The 20365-nt window shown below is 73.9% G+C and carries 13 protein-coding genes and 1 pseudogene; 9 read left to right on the top strand and 5 right to left on the bottom strand.

What is annotated here, in order from left to right:
- Window positions 1–26: 26 nt before the first annotated feature.
- Both AQJ67_RS19925 and AQJ67_RS19920 read right to left on the bottom strand, forming a co-directional pair.
- Window positions 27–680, bottom strand: a complete 654-nt coding sequence (locus tag AQJ67_RS19925; protein WP_062720336.1) for a response regulator — start codon at window positions 678–680, stop codon at window positions 27–29.
- Window positions 677–1648, bottom strand: a complete 972-nt coding sequence (locus tag AQJ67_RS19920; RefSeq protein WP_062720335.1) for a HAMP domain-containing sensor histidine kinase — start codon at window positions 1646–1648, stop codon at window positions 677–679. Before AQJ67_RS19920 ends, AQJ67_RS19925 begins: the two co-directional genes overlap by 4 nt.
- Before the next feature lie 266 nt (window positions 1649–1914).
- On the opposite strand from AQJ67_RS19920, the gene AQJ67_RS19915 reads away from it, so the two are divergent.
- The gene (locus AQJ67_RS19915; protein WP_107122933.1) at window positions 1915–2400 is read left to right on the top strand and encodes a cation:proton antiporter regulatory subunit; all 486 of its coding nucleotides are present in this window, start codon (window positions 1915–1917) and stop codon (window positions 2398–2400) included.
- A 3-nt stretch (window positions 2401–2403) separates the two neighbouring features.
- A complete protein-coding gene (locus AQJ67_RS19910) occupies window positions 2404–3651 on the top strand; it encodes a cation:proton antiporter (RefSeq protein ID WP_062720333.1) in 1248 nt (415 codons plus the stop codon).
- 4 nt (window positions 3652–3655) lie between these two features.
- Here AQJ67_RS19910 and AQJ67_RS49435 read toward each other — a convergent pair.
- Window positions 3656–3848, bottom strand: a pseudogene (locus tag AQJ67_RS49435) (NAD(P)-dependent oxidoreductase); the annotation flags it as partial.
- 360 nt (window positions 3849–4208) lie between these two features.
- Between AQJ67_RS49435 and AQJ67_RS19905 the strand changes: the two are divergent.
- Both AQJ67_RS19905 and AQJ67_RS19900 read left to right on the top strand, forming a co-directional pair.
- Window positions 4209–4919, top strand: coding sequence for a YoaK family protein (locus AQJ67_RS19905; protein WP_063807346.1), 711 nt, complete (start codon window positions 4209–4211; stop codon window positions 4917–4919).
- A 19-nt stretch (window positions 4920–4938) separates the two neighbouring features.
- Complete coding sequence (locus AQJ67_RS19900; protein ID WP_062720331.1) at window positions 4939–6411, top strand: aminotransferase class I/II-fold pyridoxal phosphate-dependent enzyme; 1473 nt, start codon at window positions 4939–4941, stop codon at window positions 6409–6411.
- A 57-nt stretch (window positions 6412–6468) separates the two neighbouring features.
- On the opposite strand, the gene AQJ67_RS19895 is transcribed toward AQJ67_RS19900, so the two are convergent.
- Window positions 6469–7854: an MFS transporter gene (locus tag AQJ67_RS19895; RefSeq protein ID WP_062720330.1), complete on the bottom strand. Its 1386-nt coding sequence runs from the start codon at window positions 7852–7854 to the stop codon at window positions 6469–6471.
- Window positions 7855–7926: 72 nt separating this feature from the next.
- Between AQJ67_RS19895 and AQJ67_RS19890 the strand changes: the two genes are divergently transcribed.
- Complete coding sequence (locus AQJ67_RS19890) at window positions 7927–8148, top strand: hypothetical protein (RefSeq protein ID WP_062720329.1); 222 nt, start codon at window positions 7927–7929, stop codon at window positions 8146–8148.
- Here AQJ67_RS19890 and AQJ67_RS19885 read toward each other — a convergent pair.
- Entirely contained in the window at window positions 8145–15635 is a 7491-nt protein-coding gene (locus tag AQJ67_RS19885; RefSeq protein WP_063807344.1) for a type I polyketide synthase, read from the bottom strand. The two genes, AQJ67_RS19890 and AQJ67_RS19885, sit on opposite strands and share 4 nt — an antisense overlap.
- A 155-nt stretch (window positions 15636–15790) precedes the next feature.
- On the opposite strand from AQJ67_RS19885, the gene AQJ67_RS19880 reads away from it, so the two are divergent.
- The 4 genes from AQJ67_RS19880 to AQJ67_RS19865 are packed head-to-tail and all read left to right on the top strand — an operon-like array spanning window position 15791 to window position 20338.
- Complete coding sequence (locus AQJ67_RS19880) at window positions 15791–16819, top strand: 3-oxoacyl-ACP synthase III family protein (RefSeq protein ID WP_062720565.1); 1029 nt, start codon at window positions 15791–15793, stop codon at window positions 16817–16819.
- The gene (locus AQJ67_RS19875) at window positions 16816–17760 is read left to right on the top strand and encodes an alpha/beta fold hydrolase (RefSeq protein ID WP_062720328.1); all 945 of its coding nucleotides are present in this window, start codon (window positions 16816–16818) and stop codon (window positions 17758–17760) included. Before AQJ67_RS19880 ends, AQJ67_RS19875 begins: the two co-directional genes overlap by 4 nt.
- Window positions 17757–19358, top strand: a complete 1602-nt coding sequence (locus tag AQJ67_RS19870; protein WP_062720327.1) for an AMP-binding protein — start codon at window positions 17757–17759, stop codon at window positions 19356–19358. The genes AQJ67_RS19875 and AQJ67_RS19870 overlap by 4 nt, the downstream gene beginning before the upstream one ends.
- The gene (locus AQJ67_RS19865) at window positions 19355–20338 is read left to right on the top strand and encodes an NAD-dependent epimerase/dehydratase family protein (RefSeq protein WP_062720326.1); all 984 of its coding nucleotides are present in this window, start codon (window positions 19355–19357) and stop codon (window positions 20336–20338) included. Before AQJ67_RS19870 ends, AQJ67_RS19865 begins: the two co-directional genes overlap by 4 nt.
- Window positions 20339–20365 lie beyond the last annotated feature (27 nt).

The following is a 20365-nucleotide window of genomic DNA, read 5'->3' as shown; positions in this document are numbered from 1 at the left end:
CGGAGTGTCCCGCCTGGGGCCATGCCCTAGGGCTCGATGAGACCGACGCGGATGGCGTACCGGGTGAGTTCCAGACGGTCGCGCAGGCCCAGTTTCTGGAGCAGGTTGGCGCGGTGCCGTTCGACCGTCTTGACGCTGATCACCAGGAGACGGGCGATCTCCTTGGAGGAGTGGCCCTCGGCGACGAGTTTGAGGATCTCCTCCTCACGTTCGGTGATGGGGCGCGCGGGCAGCCGGGCGCCGGTGCGGGCGCGGTCGAGGTAGGTACGGATCAGGGCGGACTCGGCGCCGGGGTAGATGAACGGCTCGTCCCGCAGGGCGGCCCGGCAGGCCTCGACCAGGTCACGGTCGGCGACGGACTTCGGGACGTAGCCGGAGGCGCCGGACTTGAGCGCCTCGAAGAAGAACTGCTCGTTGTCGTACATCGTCAGCATCAGCGTGCGCAGCCCGGGACGGACCCGGGCGAGCTCACGGGCGGCCTGCAAACCGGTCAGGCGGGGCATGGCGATGTCGAGGATGGCCAGGTCGACGTCGCTGTCCCGGACCTTGGCAAGCGCCTCCGCGCCGTCGGCCGCCTCGGCCACCACGGTCAGGTCCGGTTCGGCGTCGAGGATGAGGCGGACGCCGCGGCGGACGAGCGCGTGATCGTCGGCGAGCAGGATGCGGGCCGGTGCGGTCATCGCACGATCTCCAGGGGTCGGTGGCCGGCCGTACCGCCGGTCACGTCCAGCCGTATCTCGGTGCCGCCCCGCGGGAGCTGACCGATGGTGAGGTCGGCTCCGACGAGGAGAGCCCGCTCCCGCATACCGCTGATGCCGGCCCCCTCGGGTGCGCCACCGATGCCCTGGCCGTCGTCGCGGACCAGCAGGACCACCCGGGAGTCCGGCAGCGGGCGCAGACGGACCTCTACGCGTGTGGCGCCGGCGTGGCGCGCGGTGTTGGTGAGCCCTTCCTGGGCGATGCGGTAGAGGACGAGTTCGGTGGCCGGGTCGAGCGGTGGCAGGCCGGGCGCGATATGGGCCGTCGCACTGAGCCGGGAGTTCGTGAACTCGGTCGTCAGCGCGCGCAGGGCGCTGTGCAGACCGAGCTCCTCCAGGACACCCGGGCGCAGACGGCGGCCGATACGCCGGATCTCCTCCAAGCCGGCCCGGGTCGTCTCCTGCGCCTGACGGAGGTCGGCGCGCACCGCGTCCGGGGCGTGGTCGGCCGTGTGCTTCAGCTGGAGCAGTACGGCGGTGAGGGTCTGACCCACCTCGTCGTGGAGTTCCTGGGCGAGACGTTGACGCTCGGCCTCCTGCGCGGACAGGGCCCTGCCGGAACTCGCCCGGCTGGAGGCGGAACGGGCCACCAGCATGGCGTTGAAGGCCGTGGTGAGCCCGGCGATCTCGCCGGGGCCGGTGACGGTCGTACGACTGCCAGGTCTGAGCAGATCGGCGGTCGCCATGGCCCGGGTCAGCCGGGCCAGCGGCGCGAGGCCGATCCTCAGCAGCAGGGCGTTCGCGATCAGCATCACCACCAGCCCGGCGAGCAGGACCAGCGCCTCGCCGAGGAGAACCGGGGTGGAGACGGTGACGGGACCGAGGAGCAGCAGGACCGCGGCGACGAACACCGCCGCGTTGAGAAGGAAGATCCGCCAGTACAACGTCATGATCGCGTTCCCTTCCCGGTGACCCTCACCTCCACTGTCTCCTGCCGTCGCCGACCGGCCCGCACCGGGTCCCGACCTGGGACGGGGCCCACTGCCCCGCACCACTCTGACCGCTCGGGGCGCGGCCCGTCCATCCGTGCTGACACCCATGTTCCGGGCCCGTTCGCACCTGGCACGATGACCTTCGCCGCGGTGGTCCGACAGGTCCGTTCCGCCGTGTGCGACCGCACGACCGTCGCAACGAGATGAACAAGGAGGGAGGGGTTGTGCCTGCTCCGCGGATGAGCGCCACACCCTTGCCGGGTATCGGTGTCCAGTACGACCTCACCACGCGGGAACACCGCCATCTGTCGGTGATCGCGCACCGGGACGGAACCCGGACGGTGAACGTGTACCGGCCCGACGACCCGGACGCGTGCGCCCAGTCGCTGCGGCTCACGGAGCCGGAGGCCGCCTCCCTGATCGACGCGCTGACCCCCTCCCACCACAGCCCGAACCTGCTGTCCACGACCGACCTGGGACTGGTGGCGGAGCGCATAGAGCTGGCCGCGGCCTCCTACTGGAACGGACGGGTCCTGGGCGACACCCGGATGCGCACCGAGACCGGCGCCTCGCTCGTCGCGGTGCTCCGGCGGGCCCAGGCGATCCCCTCGCCGACGCCGGACTTCCGGCTGGCCGGCGGTGACATCCTGATCGTGATCGGCACCCGCGAGGGTGTGGAGGCGGCCGCCGAGATACTCGGGCGGGACTGAGCGATGCACTCCTCCGCGATCTTCCTGATCGAGTTCGGCGCGATCATCCTCGGTCTGGGCCTCCTCGGCCGACTGGCCGGCCGACTGAAGTTCTCCCCCATACCCCTCTACCTGCTGGCCGGGCTCGCCTTCGGCGAGGGCGGCCTGCTCCCGCTCGGCACCAGCGAGGAGTTCGTCGCGATCGGCGCCGAGATCGGCGTCATCCTGCTGCTCCTCATGCTCGGCCTGGAGTACACGGCCAGCGACCTCGTCTCCAACCTCAAGACGCAGTACCCGGCCGGTCTCGTCGACGCCGCGCTCAACGCCCTGCCCGGCGCCGCGATGGCCCTGCTGCTGGGCTGGGGCCCGGTCGCCGCCGTCGTCCTGGCCGGCGTCACCTGGATCTCCTCCTCCGGCGTCATCGCCAAGGTCCTCGGCGATCTCGGCCGGCTCGGCAACCGCGAAACCCCGGTCATCCTCAGCATCCTGGTCCTCGAAGACCTCTCCATGGCCGTCTACCTGCCGATCCTCACCGCCCTGCTCGCCGGCGCCGGGCTCGCGGCGGGCAGCCTCACCCTGGCCATCGCCCTGGGCGTGGCGGGCCTCGTCCTGCTGCTGGCCGTGCGCTACGGACGCCACATCTCCCGCTTCGTCTCCAGCGACGACCCCGAGAAGCTGCTGCTCGTGGTCCTCGGCCTGACCCTGCTGGTCGCCGGGATCGCCCAGCAGCTCCAGGTGTCGGCCGCGGTGGGCGCGTTCCTGGTCGGTATCGCCCTGTCCGGCGAGGTCGCCGAGGGAGCCCACAACCTTCTCGCCCCGCTTCGGGACCTGTTCGCCGCGGTGTTCTTCGTCTTCTTCGGCCTGCACACCGACCCCGCGAGCATCCCGCCCGTGCTCCTGCCCGCCCTCGCGCTGGCCGTCGTCACGGCCGCCACGAAGATCGCCACCGGCTACTGGGCCGCCAAGCGCGCCGGAGTGGGCGTCAAGGGCCGCTGGCGCGCCGGCGGCACACTGGTGGCCCGCGGCGAGTTCTCCATCGTCATCGCCGGCCTCGCCGTCACCGCCGGCATCGAGCCGTCCCTCGGCCCGCTGGCCACCGCCTACGTCCTGATCCTCGTCGTCCTCGGCCCCCTCACCGCCCGCTTCACCGAGCCGGCCGCCGCGTGGATCACCCGGCGCCGCACCCTGTCGGTACCGCGCCAGGCGGAGGCGCCCGCCCAGGAGGAGGCCACGAAGGCGGTCCAGGGCAACGGCCCGGTCGGCCCGGCCTGACCCATTACACCTGCCGGGCCGGGCCGTCCGGGGCGGGGCGGTACGGCGGTGAGGCAGCCGTGCCGGTTCGGGTTTCGAGTGCGTGCAGTACGGCCACCATGTCCTCGCCGCCATGGCCGCGGGCGAACGTCTCGCCGTCCCGGGCGTGGCGGACGTCGAGCCAGGGGCGAGGCGCCCTCGGCGATGAGCCGGTTGTTCGTGCGCCAGTGGACCGACGGCTACGACACGGCCGGCTCCGCGGCCGACGCGTTCGCCGCCCGGACCGGACCGGGCCGGTGGCCGGGGCGCCGGTGGACAGGCGCGTGTCCGAGGATCGGGCCGGAGCCTTGGGCACGTTCATGATCGGCACCTTGGAAGGGCGATCCTCATCGCCCGCGCCGAACGACGTCCGAGCCCTGACGGCCGTGGCCCGCGAACTCGACTTACTCCTCGACGCCGCGGTACGGCGGGCGGGCCGACTGAGCGAATGTCGGGGACTCCGGCGCCGGGTGACGGCCGTCGGCCGGGTCCTGCGCGACCGTGGACGCGGCGTCGACCGCCGGAGGAAGGGAGGGCGTATGTCCGTACCGGTGCCTGTGCCGGCTCGGTCCGATCCGCTGCCGAAGGCGCTGATCGTCCTGACCGCGGTCACCGGGATCGTGGACGCGGTGGCCTTCCTGGGCCTCGGGCAGGTCTTCACCGCCTTCATGACGGGCAACATCCTCTTCCTCGGTTTCGCGGTCGCCGGCGGTGAGGGGCTGACGCCGCTGGGTTCGCTCACGGCACTGGCCGGGTTCGCGGTCGGAGCGGTGGCCGGCAGCCGGCTCGGCGTCGCCACGGCCGACCGCCCGCGCCGGTGGCTGCTGGCCTCCGCCACCCTCGCGTCCACCCTGCTCGCGGCCGCCGCGCTGACGGCGATCGGCCTCGAGACGGTACGGGGCGGCCTGGCGCCGCGGCACTATGCCGTGATCGCGCTGACGGCGCTTGCCATGGGGGTGCGCAGCGCGACGATGTGGCGGCTCGGGGCGGGTCTGAACACCACCCTGGTGACCGGCACACTCGTCACCTGGATCAGGAGGTCGACGCTGGGCGGCGGCACCCCGGACACCTCCCAGCCCTACCGCGTCGCCGCCCTGGTCGCGGTCTTCGCCGGCGCGGCCGTCGGCACCCTGTTGCTGCGGGCGGGCCTGGCCGTGGCGCTGTCGGTCGCCGCGGCGGGGGTTCTGGCCTGCATCGGGGGGTACGTCGCCCATCCGGCGTCCCGACGGAGCGAGGCATGCGCGCGGTGACCCTGGGAACTCCGCAAGCATGCGTCCCAACCATGATGAAGCGCCCGTACTGGACGCCCTCGCCCGCTACCACGACGCCGACGAGCTGGGCTTCAGCCCGCCCGGTCACAAGCAGGCGCGCGGCGCGGACCCCAGGGCTCGGGCCGTCCTCGGCGACGCCGTCTATTTCGGTGACGTGCTGGCCGACGGAGGTCTGGACGACCGCCTGTTGCGGGGCCGGGTGCTGGAGCGGGCCGAAGAACTGATGGCGGACGCCGTGCACGCCGAACACACGTTCTTCTCCACCTGTGGCAGCTCCCTGTCCGTGAAGGCGGCCATGCTCACGGTCACCTGCCCGGGCCACAGCCTGCTCGTCGGGCGGGACGCCCACAAGTCCGTGGTCGCCGGACTCATCCTGTCCGGCGTACGGCCGGCGTGGGTCGAACCGGAGTGGGACGCGGAGCGCAACCTCGCCCATCCTCCGTCGGCCGCCGCCTACGACAAGGCGTTCACCGAGCATCCCGATGCCGACGGCGCCCTCGTCACCAGCCCCACCCCGTACGGCTCGGCGGCCGACCTGAGCGCGATCGCCGAGGTCTGCCACCGCCGCGGCAAGCCCCTGATCGTCGACGAGGCCTGGGGAGCACACCTGCCCTTCCACGACGCGCTGCCGTCGTGGGCCATGGACGCGGGCGCCGATGTCTGTGTCACCAGCGTCCACAAGATGGGCAGCGGACTGGAACAGGGTTCCGTCTTCCACCTCCAGGGCGACCTCCTGGACCCCGCCGAACTCGCCGCGCGCGCCGACCTGCTCGGCACCACCAGCCCCAACGTCCTGCTGTACGCCGGCATCGACGCGTGGCGCCGGCAGATGGTCCAGCACGGCTCCGAACTCATGGACCGGGCCCTCTCCCTGGCCACGCGCACCCGCGCCGCGATCGAGGAGATCGACGGGTTCCACGTCAACGACGCGGCGGACTTCTGCGGTCCCGGACGGGCCGCCGAGTTCGACCCGCTTCCGGTCGTGATGGACATCGCCGCCCTGGGCACCACCGGCTACCGGGCCGCCGACTGGCTGCGCGAGCACCACCACATCGACATGCACCTCTTCGACCACCGGCGCGTCAGCGCCCAGCACACCCACGCCGACGACGACCGGACCACCGACCGTCTGCTCACCGCCCTGCGGGACCTGGCCGACCACGCCGACGAACTGCGTGACGCACCCCGGGTCGACGTGCCCGCCCCGGCCGACCTGCGCATGGAACAGGTCCGGCTGCCCCGCGACGCCTACTTCGGCAACCACACGGACGTACCTCTGGACAAGGCCGAGGGCCGGGTCGCGGGCGAGATGATCACGCCGTATCCGCCCGGCATCCCCGCCATCCTCCCCGGCGAGCTCCTCACCGAGCCCGTCCTGCGCTACCTGGCGACCGGCGTTCGGGCCGGGATGAACCTGCCCGACGCGGCGGACAAGTACCTGAGCACCATCCGGGTCGTCGCCGAGGACTGACGGCCGGGCCGGAACCCGCAGCAGGCCGAAGCGGCCGGAACGCCTCGCGTCGCGGCCCTACGCCCTTTCGGACCTGCCCGGCACGCACCGCCACGCGAGGACCGCGGCGCTCAGGTAGGCGAGCGCGCCGATGGCCATGGCGGTGCGCAGCCCGGTGTCGAAGTCGGTGGCCGAGGCGAGCAGGCTGCCGCCGAGTGCCACGCCGGTGGCGCTGCCGAGCTGGCGGGTGGTGTTGAACAGGGCCGAGGCGGCCCCCGAGTACGCCGGGGGCGCGGCACCCATCACGGTGGCGGTCGAGCCGGTGAGGGCGAAGGAGGTTCCGAACCCCGCGGCCATCATCGGGGCCACCAGCAGCGCGTAGCCGGAGTCGGCCCCCGCGGCGGCCCAGCCGGCCAGTCCCAGGGCGGCCAGGAGCATGCCGCAGACCACCAGCGGACGGTCGCCGGTGCGGCCGCTCAGCCGCCCGGACAGCACGGAGGCGAACATGGTCATCGCCACCGCCGGGAACAGCGCGAGCCCGGTACCGAGGGCGCTGAACCCGCGGTGGTGCTGGAAGGTCAGACTCGCGGTGAACACCATGCCGTAGAAACCGAAGTTGAACAGCAGGCCGATGACGGCCCCGCCGCTCATCGCACGTGAGCGCAGCAGGCCCAGCGGAAGCACCGGGGAGCGGGCCAGCCGCTCGCGCACCGCGAACGCCACGGCGGCCAGCACCGCCAGGCCCGCCCCGGCGAGCACCACCGGATCGGACCAGCCGCGCCGTCCGGCCTCGTTGAGCGCCCCGGTCAGCAGCGCCACCGCCGCCACCACCGCGCACTGCGCCGGCCAGTCCAGGGCCCGGTCGGCGCGCCGGGGCGAGCGGGCCACGTGCCGCAGCGTCAGCGCCAGGCAGACCGCGCCGACGGGCAGGTTGACGAGGAACACCCAGCGCCAGCCCACCGTGGAGACGAGGAGCCCGCCCAGCAGCGGCCCGGCGGAGGCCGCGATGCCCGCCATCGACCCCCACAGCCCGAAGGCCCGCGACCGTGCGGCCGCCCCCGGGTACGCCTGTTGGAGCAGGGCCAGGGAGCCGGGCACGATCAGCGCCGCACCGAGCCCCTCCACGAGCCGGGCCGCCACCAGGAAGGGCGCGTTCGGCGCGAGCGCGCACGCGGCCGAGGCCACGGTGAAGACGGCCACGCCCGAGCAGAAGACCCTACGGTTGCCCAGCCGGTCGCCGAGCGCGCCACCGGTCAGCAGGAACCCGGCGAAGACCAGGGTGTAGCCGTCGGTGATCCACTGGATCCCGGTCAGCGACGCCGACAGTTCGCGGCCGATCACCGGCACGGCGACATTGATGACCGTCACATCCAGGATCACCATGAAGTACCCGGCGCACACCGCCAGCAGCGGTGCCCAGGAGCGGCGCTCGGACCCCGGGTCCGACTCAGGAAGGCCGTTCATCCCGAAGCCACCGTAAGGGACATATGCCGCATCCCACATGCGGGGGAGCGTCCCACCCCGCACCCTGGTGCCATGGCCAGTGCGCAGCCCGTCGTCGTCTACCCGCCCGCCGTGGACGGCGGGCGGCGCGTGCGGGTCGACGACCAGTTCCTCGGGATGGCGTACGGCCTGCTGGACGTGGCCGAGTTCCTGCGCCGGGCCGGGATCGAGGGCGCGGACCCCGACTACGTACGCCTGACCGGGCTGATCGAATGGCGCGGCGGCGGCCCGGACGTGTGGGATTCCGGCGCCTAGCCAAGGTCCAGCCTGCTGTGCACCAGCCGCGCGAAATGGTTCAGGGTGCGCTCGCCGGTCATCAGTTCGGCGGCGGCGAGACGGACGTCGAAGTGCTCCCCGGCACGGACCAGGAACTCGGTGCTCAGCAGCGAGTCGAGGCCGAAGTCGGTCACCGGCCGCGCGGGGTCCAGTTCCTCGGGGTCGCCGTGCAGCACGGCGGCGAGCAGCCGGGTCAGGGTGTGGGTGATGGCCGTCCGGGCCTCGTCGGGTGTGAGCGCGGCCAGTTCGCGCAAGCGGTCCGCACGGCCCTCGGGGCCGGGTGTGGCGTCGGCCGGCACCAGGTCGCCGAAGCGGGCCGCGCCCAGGGCGGGCAGCAGACGGCGGGCGCGGGTCCAGCGGTACCGGCCGATGCCCGCGACATCGGTGACCGGGCCGGGGCGGCCGTCACGGAGTGAGCCGTCGTGGAGCAGGCCCTCGGCGGTGGTGAGGGCTTCGGCCACCGTGAGGGGCTGGAAGCCCCGCTCGGCCATGGCGTCGCCGATGTGGTGCCGGGCGACGTACCCGGTCTCGCCGATCGGCCCCCAGGCGAGGGCGGTGGCCGCACGCCCCTGAGCGCGCCGGGCGCGGGCCTGGGCCTCCAGGTAGACGTTGCCGGCCGCGTACGGGGCCTGGCCGATGTTGCCGACGGCGGCGGCGATCGAGGAGTACGTGAGGAACAGATCGAGGTCGTGGCCCGCGGTGAGGCGGTCCAGTTGGGCCGCGCCGTGCGCCTTGGGGGCCAGGACGGCGGCGAACCGGTCGTCGGTGAGCTCGGACAGCGGCGCGTCGTCGAGGTGCATCGCGGCATGGACGACGCCCCGCAGCCGGTGTCCGCCGGCGTCGACCGCCTCGATGACGCGGCGCAGCGCCGACTCGTCGGTGACGTCGGCCGCGTACGCGGTGGCCTGTACGCCGCGCCGGGCCAGCTCGTTCAGGAGAGCCGGCGTCTCGGGGGCGGCCCCGCCGCGACGGGAGACCAACGCCAGGTGCCGGGCGCCGTGGTCGGCCAGCCAGAGCGCGGTCGCGGCACCGAACCCGCTCAGGCCGCCGGTCACCAGGTAGGTGCCGTCGCCGTCCAGGGCCGGCCCGGGCGAGGAGGGCTGGACGAGAACGGGTTCGTCCAGCGGGCTCTCGTCGGCATGGTCGACGCCGTCGAAGGAGAGGACCACCTTGCCGATGTGCCGGGAGTGCTGCAGGACCTGGAAGGCCTCCTCCACCCGGGCGGCCGGATAGACCGTGTGCGGCAGCGGCCGGTACTCGCCGCGGTCGATGTGCGCCACGAGGTCGGCGACGAGGCGGGTGCAGCGGTCGGGGTCCAGCAGGACGTGGTCGAGGTTGAAGCCGATGAAGGTCAGGCTGCGGTCGAACGGGCGCAGCGGCAGTGTGTTGTCGAGGAAGATGTCCCGCTTGCCGAGTTCGACGAACCGCCCGTTGGGCCGCAGCAGGTCGAGGCCGTGGGCGATGGCCTCACCGCTCAGGGAGTTGACGACGATGTCGACGCCCCGGCCTTCGGTGAGTTCGAGGACACGTGGGACGAAGTCCAGGCTGCGGGAGTCGAGTACGTGCCGGGCCCCGAGGCTGCGCAGCAGGTTCCGTTTGGTCTCGGTCCCGGCGGTGGCGATGACGTGGGCCCCGCGGGCGTGGGCGCACTGCAGCGCGGCCAGGCCGACGGCTCCGGCGCCGCCGTGCACGAGCACCGTCTCGCCGGGCGCCATCCGCGCCTGGTCGACCAGGGCGTGGTGGACCGTCAGGAACGCGACGGGGAAGGTCGCCGCCTCGGCGTAGCTCATCCCGTCGGGGATCTTGAGCAGGCCGAAGTCGTAGGTGACGCCGTGGGAGGCGAGGGCCGCGGGCATCACACCGCAGACCCGGTCGCCGACGGCGAGGTCGCGTACGCCGGGGCCGACGGCGCTGACGATGCCGGCACCGTCGGTGCCCAGCCCGCGGCTGAGCGGACTGTCCTCGACCGCTTCGGGCGGCAACAGGCCGTTGGCGCGCATCGGGTCGCGGTAGTTCAGGGCCACGGCACGCAACCGGACGACGACTTCCCCCGGGCCGGGCCGCGGCACCGTCGTCTCCCGCCAGACCAGGCGCCGGGCGGGGCCGGGGTCACGGGCCTCCAGCAGGAAGGGAACGTCGAGGGGGACGGCGGGAGTCTCGTCGGCCGGGTGCTCGACGTGCAGGGGCGTGAAGCGGCCGGCCCCGGTGAGGACGACCTCGTCCTCGACCACGCCCTCGACGCTGCCGCCGCCCGAGCGCGGGCCCGCACCGCCGCCCTCGCCCGCGCTGTCGCTCTTGTCCGGCGTGCGGCATGCCGTGAGCAACTCCACGGCCAGTCGCCGGGCGTCGCCGGCCGGGTCCGCCGTGCGGTCGAGGGAGACGCGTCGCAGGTCCAGATCGGGCTGTTCGTTGGCCAGGGTGCGGGCCGTGCCCCAGACGGCCGCGTCCTCGGGGTGCGCGGGACGTTCCGGCGCGGGGAACAGACCGGTGGGGCGGGTGACCAGCCAGACCTGGGCGGCGCGGTCGGCAGGCAGACTCCGGCAGGCGGCGGCCAGGGCGCGCAGGAGGGCCGCGCGACGGCCGGCCTGGGCCACCAGTTGCCGCGGCTCGGGCTCGGCCAGCAGCAGCACGATGCGCGGCGCGGCGTCGGTCGGCAGGGCCGCCGTCCAGGCGCCCGCATCGGTGGGGGAGGGCAGGACCGTGGCCGGACCCAGCAGCGCGGCGAGTTCCCGGGCGGTCGGGGTCTCGGCCTCGCTCTCCGTGGCGACGAGCCACGCCGCGCCCGGCGGCGTGCCGGGGAGCGCGGGTGCGGGCACCGGGACTCGGGGCGCGGCGGCCACCAGGACCGAGTGGTCCTCGGGCCCCGTCCGCCAGGGGTCGGTGAATCCGCAGCGCTCCAGCAGGGGCACCCACGCGTCACGGGGGAGCAGTCGGGTGGCGGGGCGCAGGGTCCGGTCACCGCGCCGCCACCAGGACTCCAGACCGCCCAGCAACAGCGCGTCGAGCCGATCGTGATGCCGCTCGGTCGCCAGCAGTCGGCCGCCGGGGGCGAGGAGCGAACGGACGTGTCCCAGGGCGGCGGTGAGGTCGGCCGCGGCATGCAGCGAGTCCCCGGCGAGGACCAGATCGAAGCCTCCCGGCGAAAAGCCCTGCACGGCCGGATCGGCGTCCAGGTCGAGCGTGCGGTACTCGATGAACCGGCAGGCGGCGAAACGGTGCCGGGCGCGGGCGAAGGACGAGTTGGCGGGGGCCGTACAGAGGTAGTGGGTGCGGTCGGCCGGCAGCATCGGCAGCGCGGCGGCGGTCAGGGCCGTGCCGTGCGCGCCGACCTCCAGCACGCGCAGCGGTCGGTCGGCGGGCCAGTCCCGGACGATCCGGTCGAGCAGCGCCTGCACCACCCGGTGGGTGAAGCGGTGGGCGGGCGCGGTCTCCTGGTGCTGTTCGAGGAAGTTCTCACCGACGGGCAGCAGGTCACGCGGGTCGAGGCCGCCACGCAACACGTCGGGCAGATGCCGCAGCTGGCTGTTGATCAGCAACGCCACCGGCCCGAAACGGGGGTGATCCTCCATCAGGGAACGCAGCGACGCCTCGGGGTCTGCCGTGACATCGGTCAGCCGCCACCCCTCCCCGTGGGCCTCGGCCAGCCCCTGTTCGACCAGCAGCGGCAGCATCAGCCGCACCAGCCTGCGGTGCCGGGGCGCGAGACCGCTGTCGACCAGGTCGGGCATGGTGAACAGCCCGCTCGGGCGGGGCAGCAGGCCGCGCAGGGCCGCCGCCCAGGAGTGCGCGCCGGCCCGTTCCACCGCGGCCGTGAACTGCTCGTGCCCGCTGTCGTCCAGCTCGGCGCGGGCGGCGACGATCCGCGCGCGTGCGCCGCGAGCCGACTCGGCCGGAGCGGGCAGCGGGGACGGCGGGGCGGGCACCGACGGGTGCGGGGCGGCGCGCAGAACGGTGCGCTGGACGGTCAGCGGGGCGTGGTCGGTGAATCGGGCGCGCCGGGTACGGCACTTGTCGATCTCGGCGGTGACGGTGCCGTCGAGATCGGCGTACGTGATGTCCCAGCAGACCTCGTTGGCGCTGCGACCGCGCCGCCGCAGATGGACGACGCCCTCCGGCGCCGGGGTGCGCCACACCCGTACCGCCCCGAAGGCCGACGGCAGATAACCGGCGTCCTCCCGGGTCGGCCGCTCGGCCAGCGCGACGGTGGCCTGCAACGGCCCGTCCAGCAGCACGGGGTGGACCGTGTAGCCGTCGACCGGGTGGTCGAGCCGGTACCACGCCAGCAGCTCGCCGTCGCCGACGTCCAGGCTGTGCAGGAGCTGGAACGCCGGACCGCACTCCAGCCCGATGCGATGACAGTGCGCGTAGTGGTCCGGGCCGGTCAGCGTGCGGGGGCAACGGGCCTTGACCGCGGCGATGTCCAGCGGACCGGGGGCGGCGCCCAGCCGGGTGCGTACCCGGGCGCGCAGGACCGGCTGGACCTCGTCGTCGCGGGTGTCCCGCGTGCTGATGGTCAGCGCCCCGTCGGCCGGGGTGACGGCGGTCTGGAGCGCGGCGCCCGCCGGATCCGGCCACCCGAGCGCGAACGGGCGGGCGATGTCCAGATGCCGCACCTCCACCGGCCGGCCCAGTGCCCGCGACCCTGCGGTGACCGCCATCTCCACATACGCGGCGGCCGGCATCAGCACGCTGCCGTCGATCCGGTGATCGCCCAGCCAGGGCACGAGCTGCGGCTCCACGGTGCCGTGCCACAGGGGATGGGGCGCGGGCAGCCGCTCGCCGAGCAGCGGGTGGTCCAGTGCTCCGCTGCCGCTGGTGTGCAGGAGGAGATCCCGCGGGGTGCCGTGCCAGTGCCGGTCGCGCTGCCACGGGTAGGCGGGCAGGTCGACGACCCGGCCGGGGTGCGGGAAGTGCGTCCGCCAGTCCACGTCGGCACCGGCCGCGAGCAGGGCGGCGACCGCGGCCGTCGCCTCACGCGGCCCGTCCCCGTCCCGGTGCAGCGTCGGCACGTACGTCAGACCGGTGCGGCGCAGGTAGGCACGCAGGACGGGGTGCGGGCCGATCTCGACGACGATGCCGACGCCGTCGGCCGCGAGTCGCTCCATGGCCGGCCCGAAGCGGACCGGCTCGCGCACGTTGCGCCACCAGTACGCCGCGTCCAACTCCCGGCCGCTCAACGGGGTTCCCGTGACGGTGGAGACGAACGGCACCCGTGCCTCGACCGGTGCCAGACCGGCGAGGCAGGCGCGCAGCGGTTCCTCGATGGGATCCATGGTGCGGCTGTGGAAGGCGTAGTCCAGATCCAGCTCGCGGAAGAAGACGCCACGGGCCGTCAGTTGGGCGCCGAGGGAGGCCAGGGCGTCGGGGTCGCCGGCCACCGTCACGTCCCGGTCGCTGTTGATCCCCGCGATCTCCAACTCGCCGCCGAAACAGGCAAGTTCCGCACGGGCGGCGTCCTCGGGCAGACCGACGGCGGCCATCCGGCCCCGGCCCGCCGTGCGGGCCTGCGCGCGGCTCCGCTGGGCGATCACCAGCGAGGCCTGCTCCAAGGACAGCGCCCCGGCCGCGTACGCGGCGGCCACCTCCCCGACACTGTGCCCGGCGACCGCGCACGGCCGTACGCCCCGGGACTCCAACAGGGCGGTGAGCCCCACCTGGACGGCGAACAGCACCGGCTGCGCGATCTCCGTACGCGCCCAGCGGGCCGCGGCGGGACGCTCCAGCTCCTTGGCCACCGACCAGCCCAGACAAGGGGACAGCGCGGCGTCGGCCGCTTCGACGGCGGCACGGAAGACCACCTCGCCCGCCATCAGGTCGGCGGCCATCCCGGGCCACTGGGAGGCGTTGCCGGAGTACACGAACGCCACCGCGCCCCGCTCGGCCTTGCGGATCACGGCACCGTGGGACGGCGAATCGGCGAACAGACCCTCCAGCCGGCCGGCCGCCTGCCCCGCGTCGGCGGCCAGCACGGCGGCACGGTGCGGGTGGGCGCTGCGCCGCAGCGTGCTGGTGCGGGCCAGGTTGTAGAACTCCTCCGGCGCCGCCTCCCGCAACCGCTTCGCCATCCGCACGCTCAACTGCCGCAGCGCCTTGGGCGACCGCGCGGACACCACCACCGGCACCGGCCTGCCGACCGGCTCCGCTCCCGGGTGCTCCGGCCGGGGCACGGCAGGCGGCGGTACGACGACGGCGTGAGCGTTGGTGCCGCCGAAGCCGAAGGAGTTCACGCCCACCGCGGCCCGTTCCGACCGGGGCAACTCCACGGAGGTGACGGTGGGCGCGAGGCCGAGGGCGTCGAAGTCGATCGCCGGGTTGAGCGGCAGGGCGTGCAGGGAGGCGGGCGCGACCCTGTGCCGGAGCACCAGGATCGCCTTGAGCAGCCCCGCCATGCCCGCCGCGGGCTCCAGATGTCCCAGGTTGGACTTCACCGACCCGACGGGCAGCGGGCCCGCGCCGCGCCGCGCGCCGAGGGCCTGGCCGATGGCCCGGGCCTCGGCCGGGTCACCGACCGGCGTGCCGGTGCCGTGCGCCTCGAAGTAGACGAGGTCGTCCGGGCCGACCCCGGACTCCGCGCAAACGGCCCGCAGCAGCGCCTCCTGGGCCTCCCAACTGGGCAGCGTCATACCGGCCGTACGCCCGTCGGAGTTGCTGCCGGTGCCGGCCAGGACGGCGTGGATCCGGTCGCCGTCGGCCACCGCGTCCGCCAGCCGCTTCAGCACCAGCACCGCACCGCCCTCGGCCCGCACGAATCCGTCGGCGCCGGCGGAGAAGGCCGCGCACCGGCCGCGTCGCGACAGCATCCCCGCGTAGGAGAAACCGGCGTACGAGAACGGGTTCACGAGCACGTTGACACCGCCCGCCAGCGCCACCCGGCTCGTGCCCTCCCGCAGGGTGCGGCAGGCGCGGTCCAGGGCCACCAGCGACGAGGAACACGCCGTGTCCACCGCCATGCTGGGGCCGCGCAGGTCGAAGGCGTACGAGATGCGGTTCGCCGTGATGGACAGGGTGGTGCCCGGCATGGTGTGCGGGCTGGTGTGGTCCTCCAGGATCGACAGGATGGTGCCGTAGGCCGGATCGGAGACGCCCACGAACACGCAGGTGTCGGACCCGGCGAGGCTCTCGGCCGGGACGGCCGCGTCGTCGAGCGCCTCGGCCGCCATCTCCAGCAGCAGCCGCTGCTGCGGATCGATGTGCGCGGCCTCCTTGGGCGAGATGCCGAAGTACCCGGCGTCGAAGGACGCGATGTCGTCGAGGAAGCCGCCGGCGGCAGTGTAGCTGCGGCCCGGGCGCACCGCCCCCGGGTCGACGAACCGGTTCCTGGGAAACCGGTCCTGCGGCATCTCCCCGACGAGGTCACGCCCGTCCCGCAGAGCCGCCCACAGCCCGTCCAGGTCGGTGATGCCGCCCGGCAGCCGGCAGCCGACGCCCACCACCGCCACCGACCGGTCGTCCCGTCCCACGCCCATGCCCCGCCCCCTGTCGCCCCGCTTGCCGGTTCGAGCGGGAGGACACTGCCCTCATGGTTCACCGGCCAAGGCCGATTTCACCCGTTGGTGGGGTCGTGGGAGGCAAACGAGTGAATTATGGGTCACGGTGCGTGACCGGCCGTTACGTTGGCGCGGTGCTCGAAGCCCCGCGTGCCCGCTTGACAGCCGTCGCCGTCCATCTGCCGCCCCGCTACCGGACCATGGAGGACATCCGGGCCGGCATCGCCGCCGCAGGAAGCCCCTACGTACCGCCGCCCGGCATGCTGGAGGACGTCACCGGCGTACGCGGCGTCCACGCATGCGAAGAGGGCGTGTGCGCCTCGGACCTCGCTGTCGCGGCCGCCCGCAAGGCGCTCGACGACGCCGGCACGACCATCGACCAGGTCGATCTGCTGCTGTTCGCCGCCACCAGTCTGGACATGATCGAACCGTCGACCTCGCACATCGTGGCCGCCAAACTGGGCGCCACCTGCCCGGTGTTCGACGTGAAGAACGCCTGCAACAGCGTCCTCAACGCCATGGAGGTCGCCGAAGCGTTCATCGCGACGCGCCGCTACCGGACCGTGCTGATCGCCTGCGGCGAGGTCGGCTCCATGGTCACCCGCTGGCACGTCCCCGACCACGAGGCCCTGATGCGGGCCATGCCCGGATACACCGTCTCCGACGCCGGCGCCGCCCTGCTGCTCACCGCCGGGCCCGCCGGGGACAGCGACCCCGGGGTGCTCTCCCTTCGCTTCGCGGCGGACTCGACCGCCTGGAACGCCTGCACCGTGAGCGGCGGCGGATCCATGCACCCGCGTTCGCTCGACGACGAGCACGTGACCCTACGGCTCAACGGCAACCTGCTGCGCACGACCGCGGTCGAAGGCCTGACGTTCCTCCAGCAGGCGGCGGAAAGGGAGTTGGAGGCGCTTCGCTCCAGCCAGTTCATCGCCTTCCACCAGATCGGCATGCCCCAGTACCAGGAGATGGTCGACAAGCTGTCCCTGCCCGCGGACCGGTGCATGCCCGCCGTCGCCGAGCACGGCAACTGCGCCGCGGCCTCCCTGCCCCTGCAACTCGTCAGGGCGCGGGAGGCCGACCGCGTCGAACCCGGCGACACCGTGGCGATGCTCGGCCTGGCCAGCGGCATGAGCTTCGGTCTGGCGCTGGTCCGCCTGTGACCGCCGAGAGCCGGCGCCCGGCCGGCGCCCCGCACTCGTCCGTCCTCGGGCAGCTGCTGCCCGGCTACCCCGCCCGCGACCACTGGCGCCTCGTCCCCGCGACCGGCCAGCACTACCTGGACGTCGGCACGGGCGAACCCCTGCTGTTCCTGCACGGCAACCCCACCTGGAGCTACGCCTGGCGCAAACTGCTCCCCGCGCTCGCCCCGCACGCGCGCTGCCTGGCCCCCGATCTGCCGGGCCTCGGCCTGTCCCAGCACCTCGCCCTGCCCCCGGACCCGGCCGGCCGCTACCAGGCCCAACTCGACCATCTGGACGCCCTCTACCGGCACTTGGTCGACCGGGAGGGCGTCCCGGCGCGGGGCTGGACCTTCGCCGTGCACGACTGGGGCGGCCCGCTCGGCTTCGCCTGGCTGCTGCGCAACCCGGGCGTCGTCTCCCGCCTGGTGGTCCTCAACACCATCGCCTTTCCCTGGCCGGACGGCTACCGCCTGCCGTTCTACCTGCGCTGGATCAGGGACCACCGACCCGTCGCCGCCGCCGTCCACGCCACCAACGCCTTCGCCCGGGCCACGCTCCGCGTCGGTGTCACCCACCCGTTGCCGCCCGCCGAACGGCGCGCCTATCTGCTGCCTCACCGGCGCCGCGCCAACCGCGCGGCGATCACGGAGTTCGTCCGCGCCATCCCCCGCGACGACACGGACGAGGCATGGCGGCTGCTCGAACCGTCGGCCGCCTCCGACGACCTGGGACGGATCCCGATGTTCATCGGCTGGGGCATGCGCGACCCGGTCTTCACCCCGCGGGTCCTCGCCGAGTGGACCCGACGCCATCCGCACGCCGTAGTCCACCGCTACCCGGACGCCGGCCATCTCGCGATGGAGGACGCCGGGGACGAACTCGGCGTCGACATCCGCGCCTTCCTGCGAGGACAGCGATGACCACCGCCCAGGACAGCATCCACGCCCGTCTGACCCGGCTGCGCGAACACCCCGAGGCCCCCGCGCTCGTCCGCTGCGCCGGCGCCCGCGCATCACAGACCATCACGGCCGCCCAACTCCTGGACGGCTGCCGCCGTACCGCCGAAAGCCTCCGGGCGGCCGGGGTGCGGCGCGGCGACAAGGCCGTGATCATGACCCGCGACGCCTACGAACTCTTCGTCGCCGTCCAAGGGTTGGCCCTCCTCGGTGCCGTCCCCGCCCTGATCGAGCCCCGCGCCGAGGTACGCCGCTGCCTGGACGAGATCGGCCCCGGCGTCTTCATCGGGGAACGCCTGGCCCACGTCGGGCGCAGAACCCTGGGCTGGGGCCGCGGCCACCTCCACACCGCCCTCGTCACCGGCGGCCGCGTCCCCGGCCAGGACCGGTTCCTGGGCCGGAGCCTGCCGCTGCCGGTCGCCGACGGAAGCGGCCCACCGCCCTCCGCGCCGGTACCGCACGACGAGGACCTGGCGATGATCGCCTTCACCTCCGGCTCCACCGGCCGCCCCAAGGGCGTCGAGTACCGGCACGCCACCATCGCCGGGCAACTCACCGCGCTGGCCACAGTCCTGCGGCCGGAACCCGACGACGTCCTCCTCTCCTGCTTTCTGCCGATGGCCCTGCTCGGCCCGCTGCTCGGCCTGCCCACCGTCGCCCCGCGGATCAACCATCTCGCCCCGGTCCGCACACCCCCCGGCCACATCGTCGGCCCGCTCCTCCAGCACGGAGCCACCACCGTCGTCGCCTCACCGGCCGTCCTGCGCCTCATCGCCGGCCACTGCGCCCGTAACGGCCTGACCCTGCCGTCCGTACGCCGCGTCCTGTCCTTCGGCGCGTCCCTGCGCCCACGCCTCGCCGACGCCCTCGCCAAGGTGCTGCCCCCCGACGCGGAGATCCTCAGTGTGTACGGCGCCACCGAGTGCCTGCCCGTCGCCGCCCTCGCGGCCGGTGACCTGCGCGAGCTCGGCACCCGGCCGCCCCGGGGCCACGCCGGGACCTGTCTGGGCCGCCCCCTGCCGGGGGTCGAGGCGCGCATCCTTGACGCCGACGCCACCGCACTGGGCGAGATCGCCGTCGCGGGGCCCGTGGTCAGCCCCGCCTACCACGCCCGCCCCGACGCCACCGCCAAAGCCAAGACGGTCGCCGACGGCAGACTGTGGCACCGCACCGGCGATCTGGGACGCCTCGACGACCAAGGCCGCCTCTGGTACCTCGGCCGCACGGCGCACCTCGTGACCGGCGAGGCCTGCACCCTCACCACCGAGGACGTCGAGGCCGCCGCCGACACCGCCCCCGGAGTCCGCCGCACCGCCCTGCTCGGCATCGGCCCCGCAGGACAGCAGCGGCCGGTGCTCTGCGTGGAGCCCATGCCCGGTACGGACAGGGACGCCATCCTGCACGCGCTGCGCACCGCCCTCGGCGACCACCCGCACGGCCGCCGCATCGGCACCGTGCTCTTCCACCCGCGCTTTCCCACCGACATCCGCCACAACTCCAAGATCGACCGCACCCGGCTCGCCGCCTCCGCCGCCAGGCATCTGCCGGGGCCCACCCGATGAGGGTCCTGGTCACCGGCGGGAGTGGCTTCCTCGGGCGGGAGATCTGCCGGCAACTCGTCGCCCGGGGCACCACGGTGTCGTCCCTCAGCCGTCGCCGCAGCCCCGCCCTGGAGAGCCTCGGCGTCCGGCAGCACCAGGGAGACCTGGTCGATCCGTCCGCCGTCTCCCGCGCGCTCGCCGGCTGCGACGCCGTCGTCCACAACGCCGCCCTCGCCGGCGTCAGCGGCCCTCTCCCGCCGTACTGGAACACCAATGTGCGGGGCACCCGCAACGTCATCGCCCAGTGCCGCGCCCACGGGATCGGCACCCTGGTCCACACGTCCACCGCCAGCGTCGTCTTCCAGCCCGGCGGCCTGCGCCACGCCGACGAAAGCTGCCCCTACCCCGAGCGGCACCTGGCCGCCTACCCCCGTACCAAGGCGCGGGCCGAAGCCCTCGTCCTGGCCGCCAACGGCCCCGGTCTGGCCACCGTCTCGCTGCGCCCGCACATCATCTGGGGCCACGGCGACCCGCACTTCGCACCGGCCCTGGCGCGGGCCGTGCGCGCGGGCCGGCTGGTGATGCCCGGTGACGGCGCCAACCTCGTCGACACCACCCACCTGCACACCGCCGCCCACGCGCACCTGCTCGCCCTGGAGCGACTCCGGCAGGGCGGCCCCGCGGTCGGAGGCCGCGCCTACTTCATCACCCAGGACGACCCCCGCCCCCTGCGCGACCTCACCGCCCACTTCCTGCGCGCGGCGGGCCTGAGAGCCACCTGGTGCACCGTGCCGACACCGCTGGCCCAGGCCGCCGCGGCCACCTGCGAGACGCTCCTGCGGCTGACCGGACGCACCCGCACCCACGCCCTCAGCCGCTTCCTCGTCGCCGAGCTGACGCAGCCGCACTGGTTCAGCGTCGAAGCCGCCCGCCGCGACCTGGGGTTCGAGCCGCCGATCACCTTCGAAGCCGGAATCGCGCAGCTCCGCCGAGCCACTTGAGCCCGTCGACGAGGAAACAGGCGTGCT

Source organism: Streptomyces caeruleatus, from assembly GCF_001514235.1.
Taxonomy (GTDB): Bacteria; Actinomycetota; Actinomycetes; order Streptomycetales; family Streptomycetaceae; genus Streptomyces; species Streptomyces caeruleatus.
This window is presented reverse-complemented; position numbering and strand designations above follow the sequence as displayed.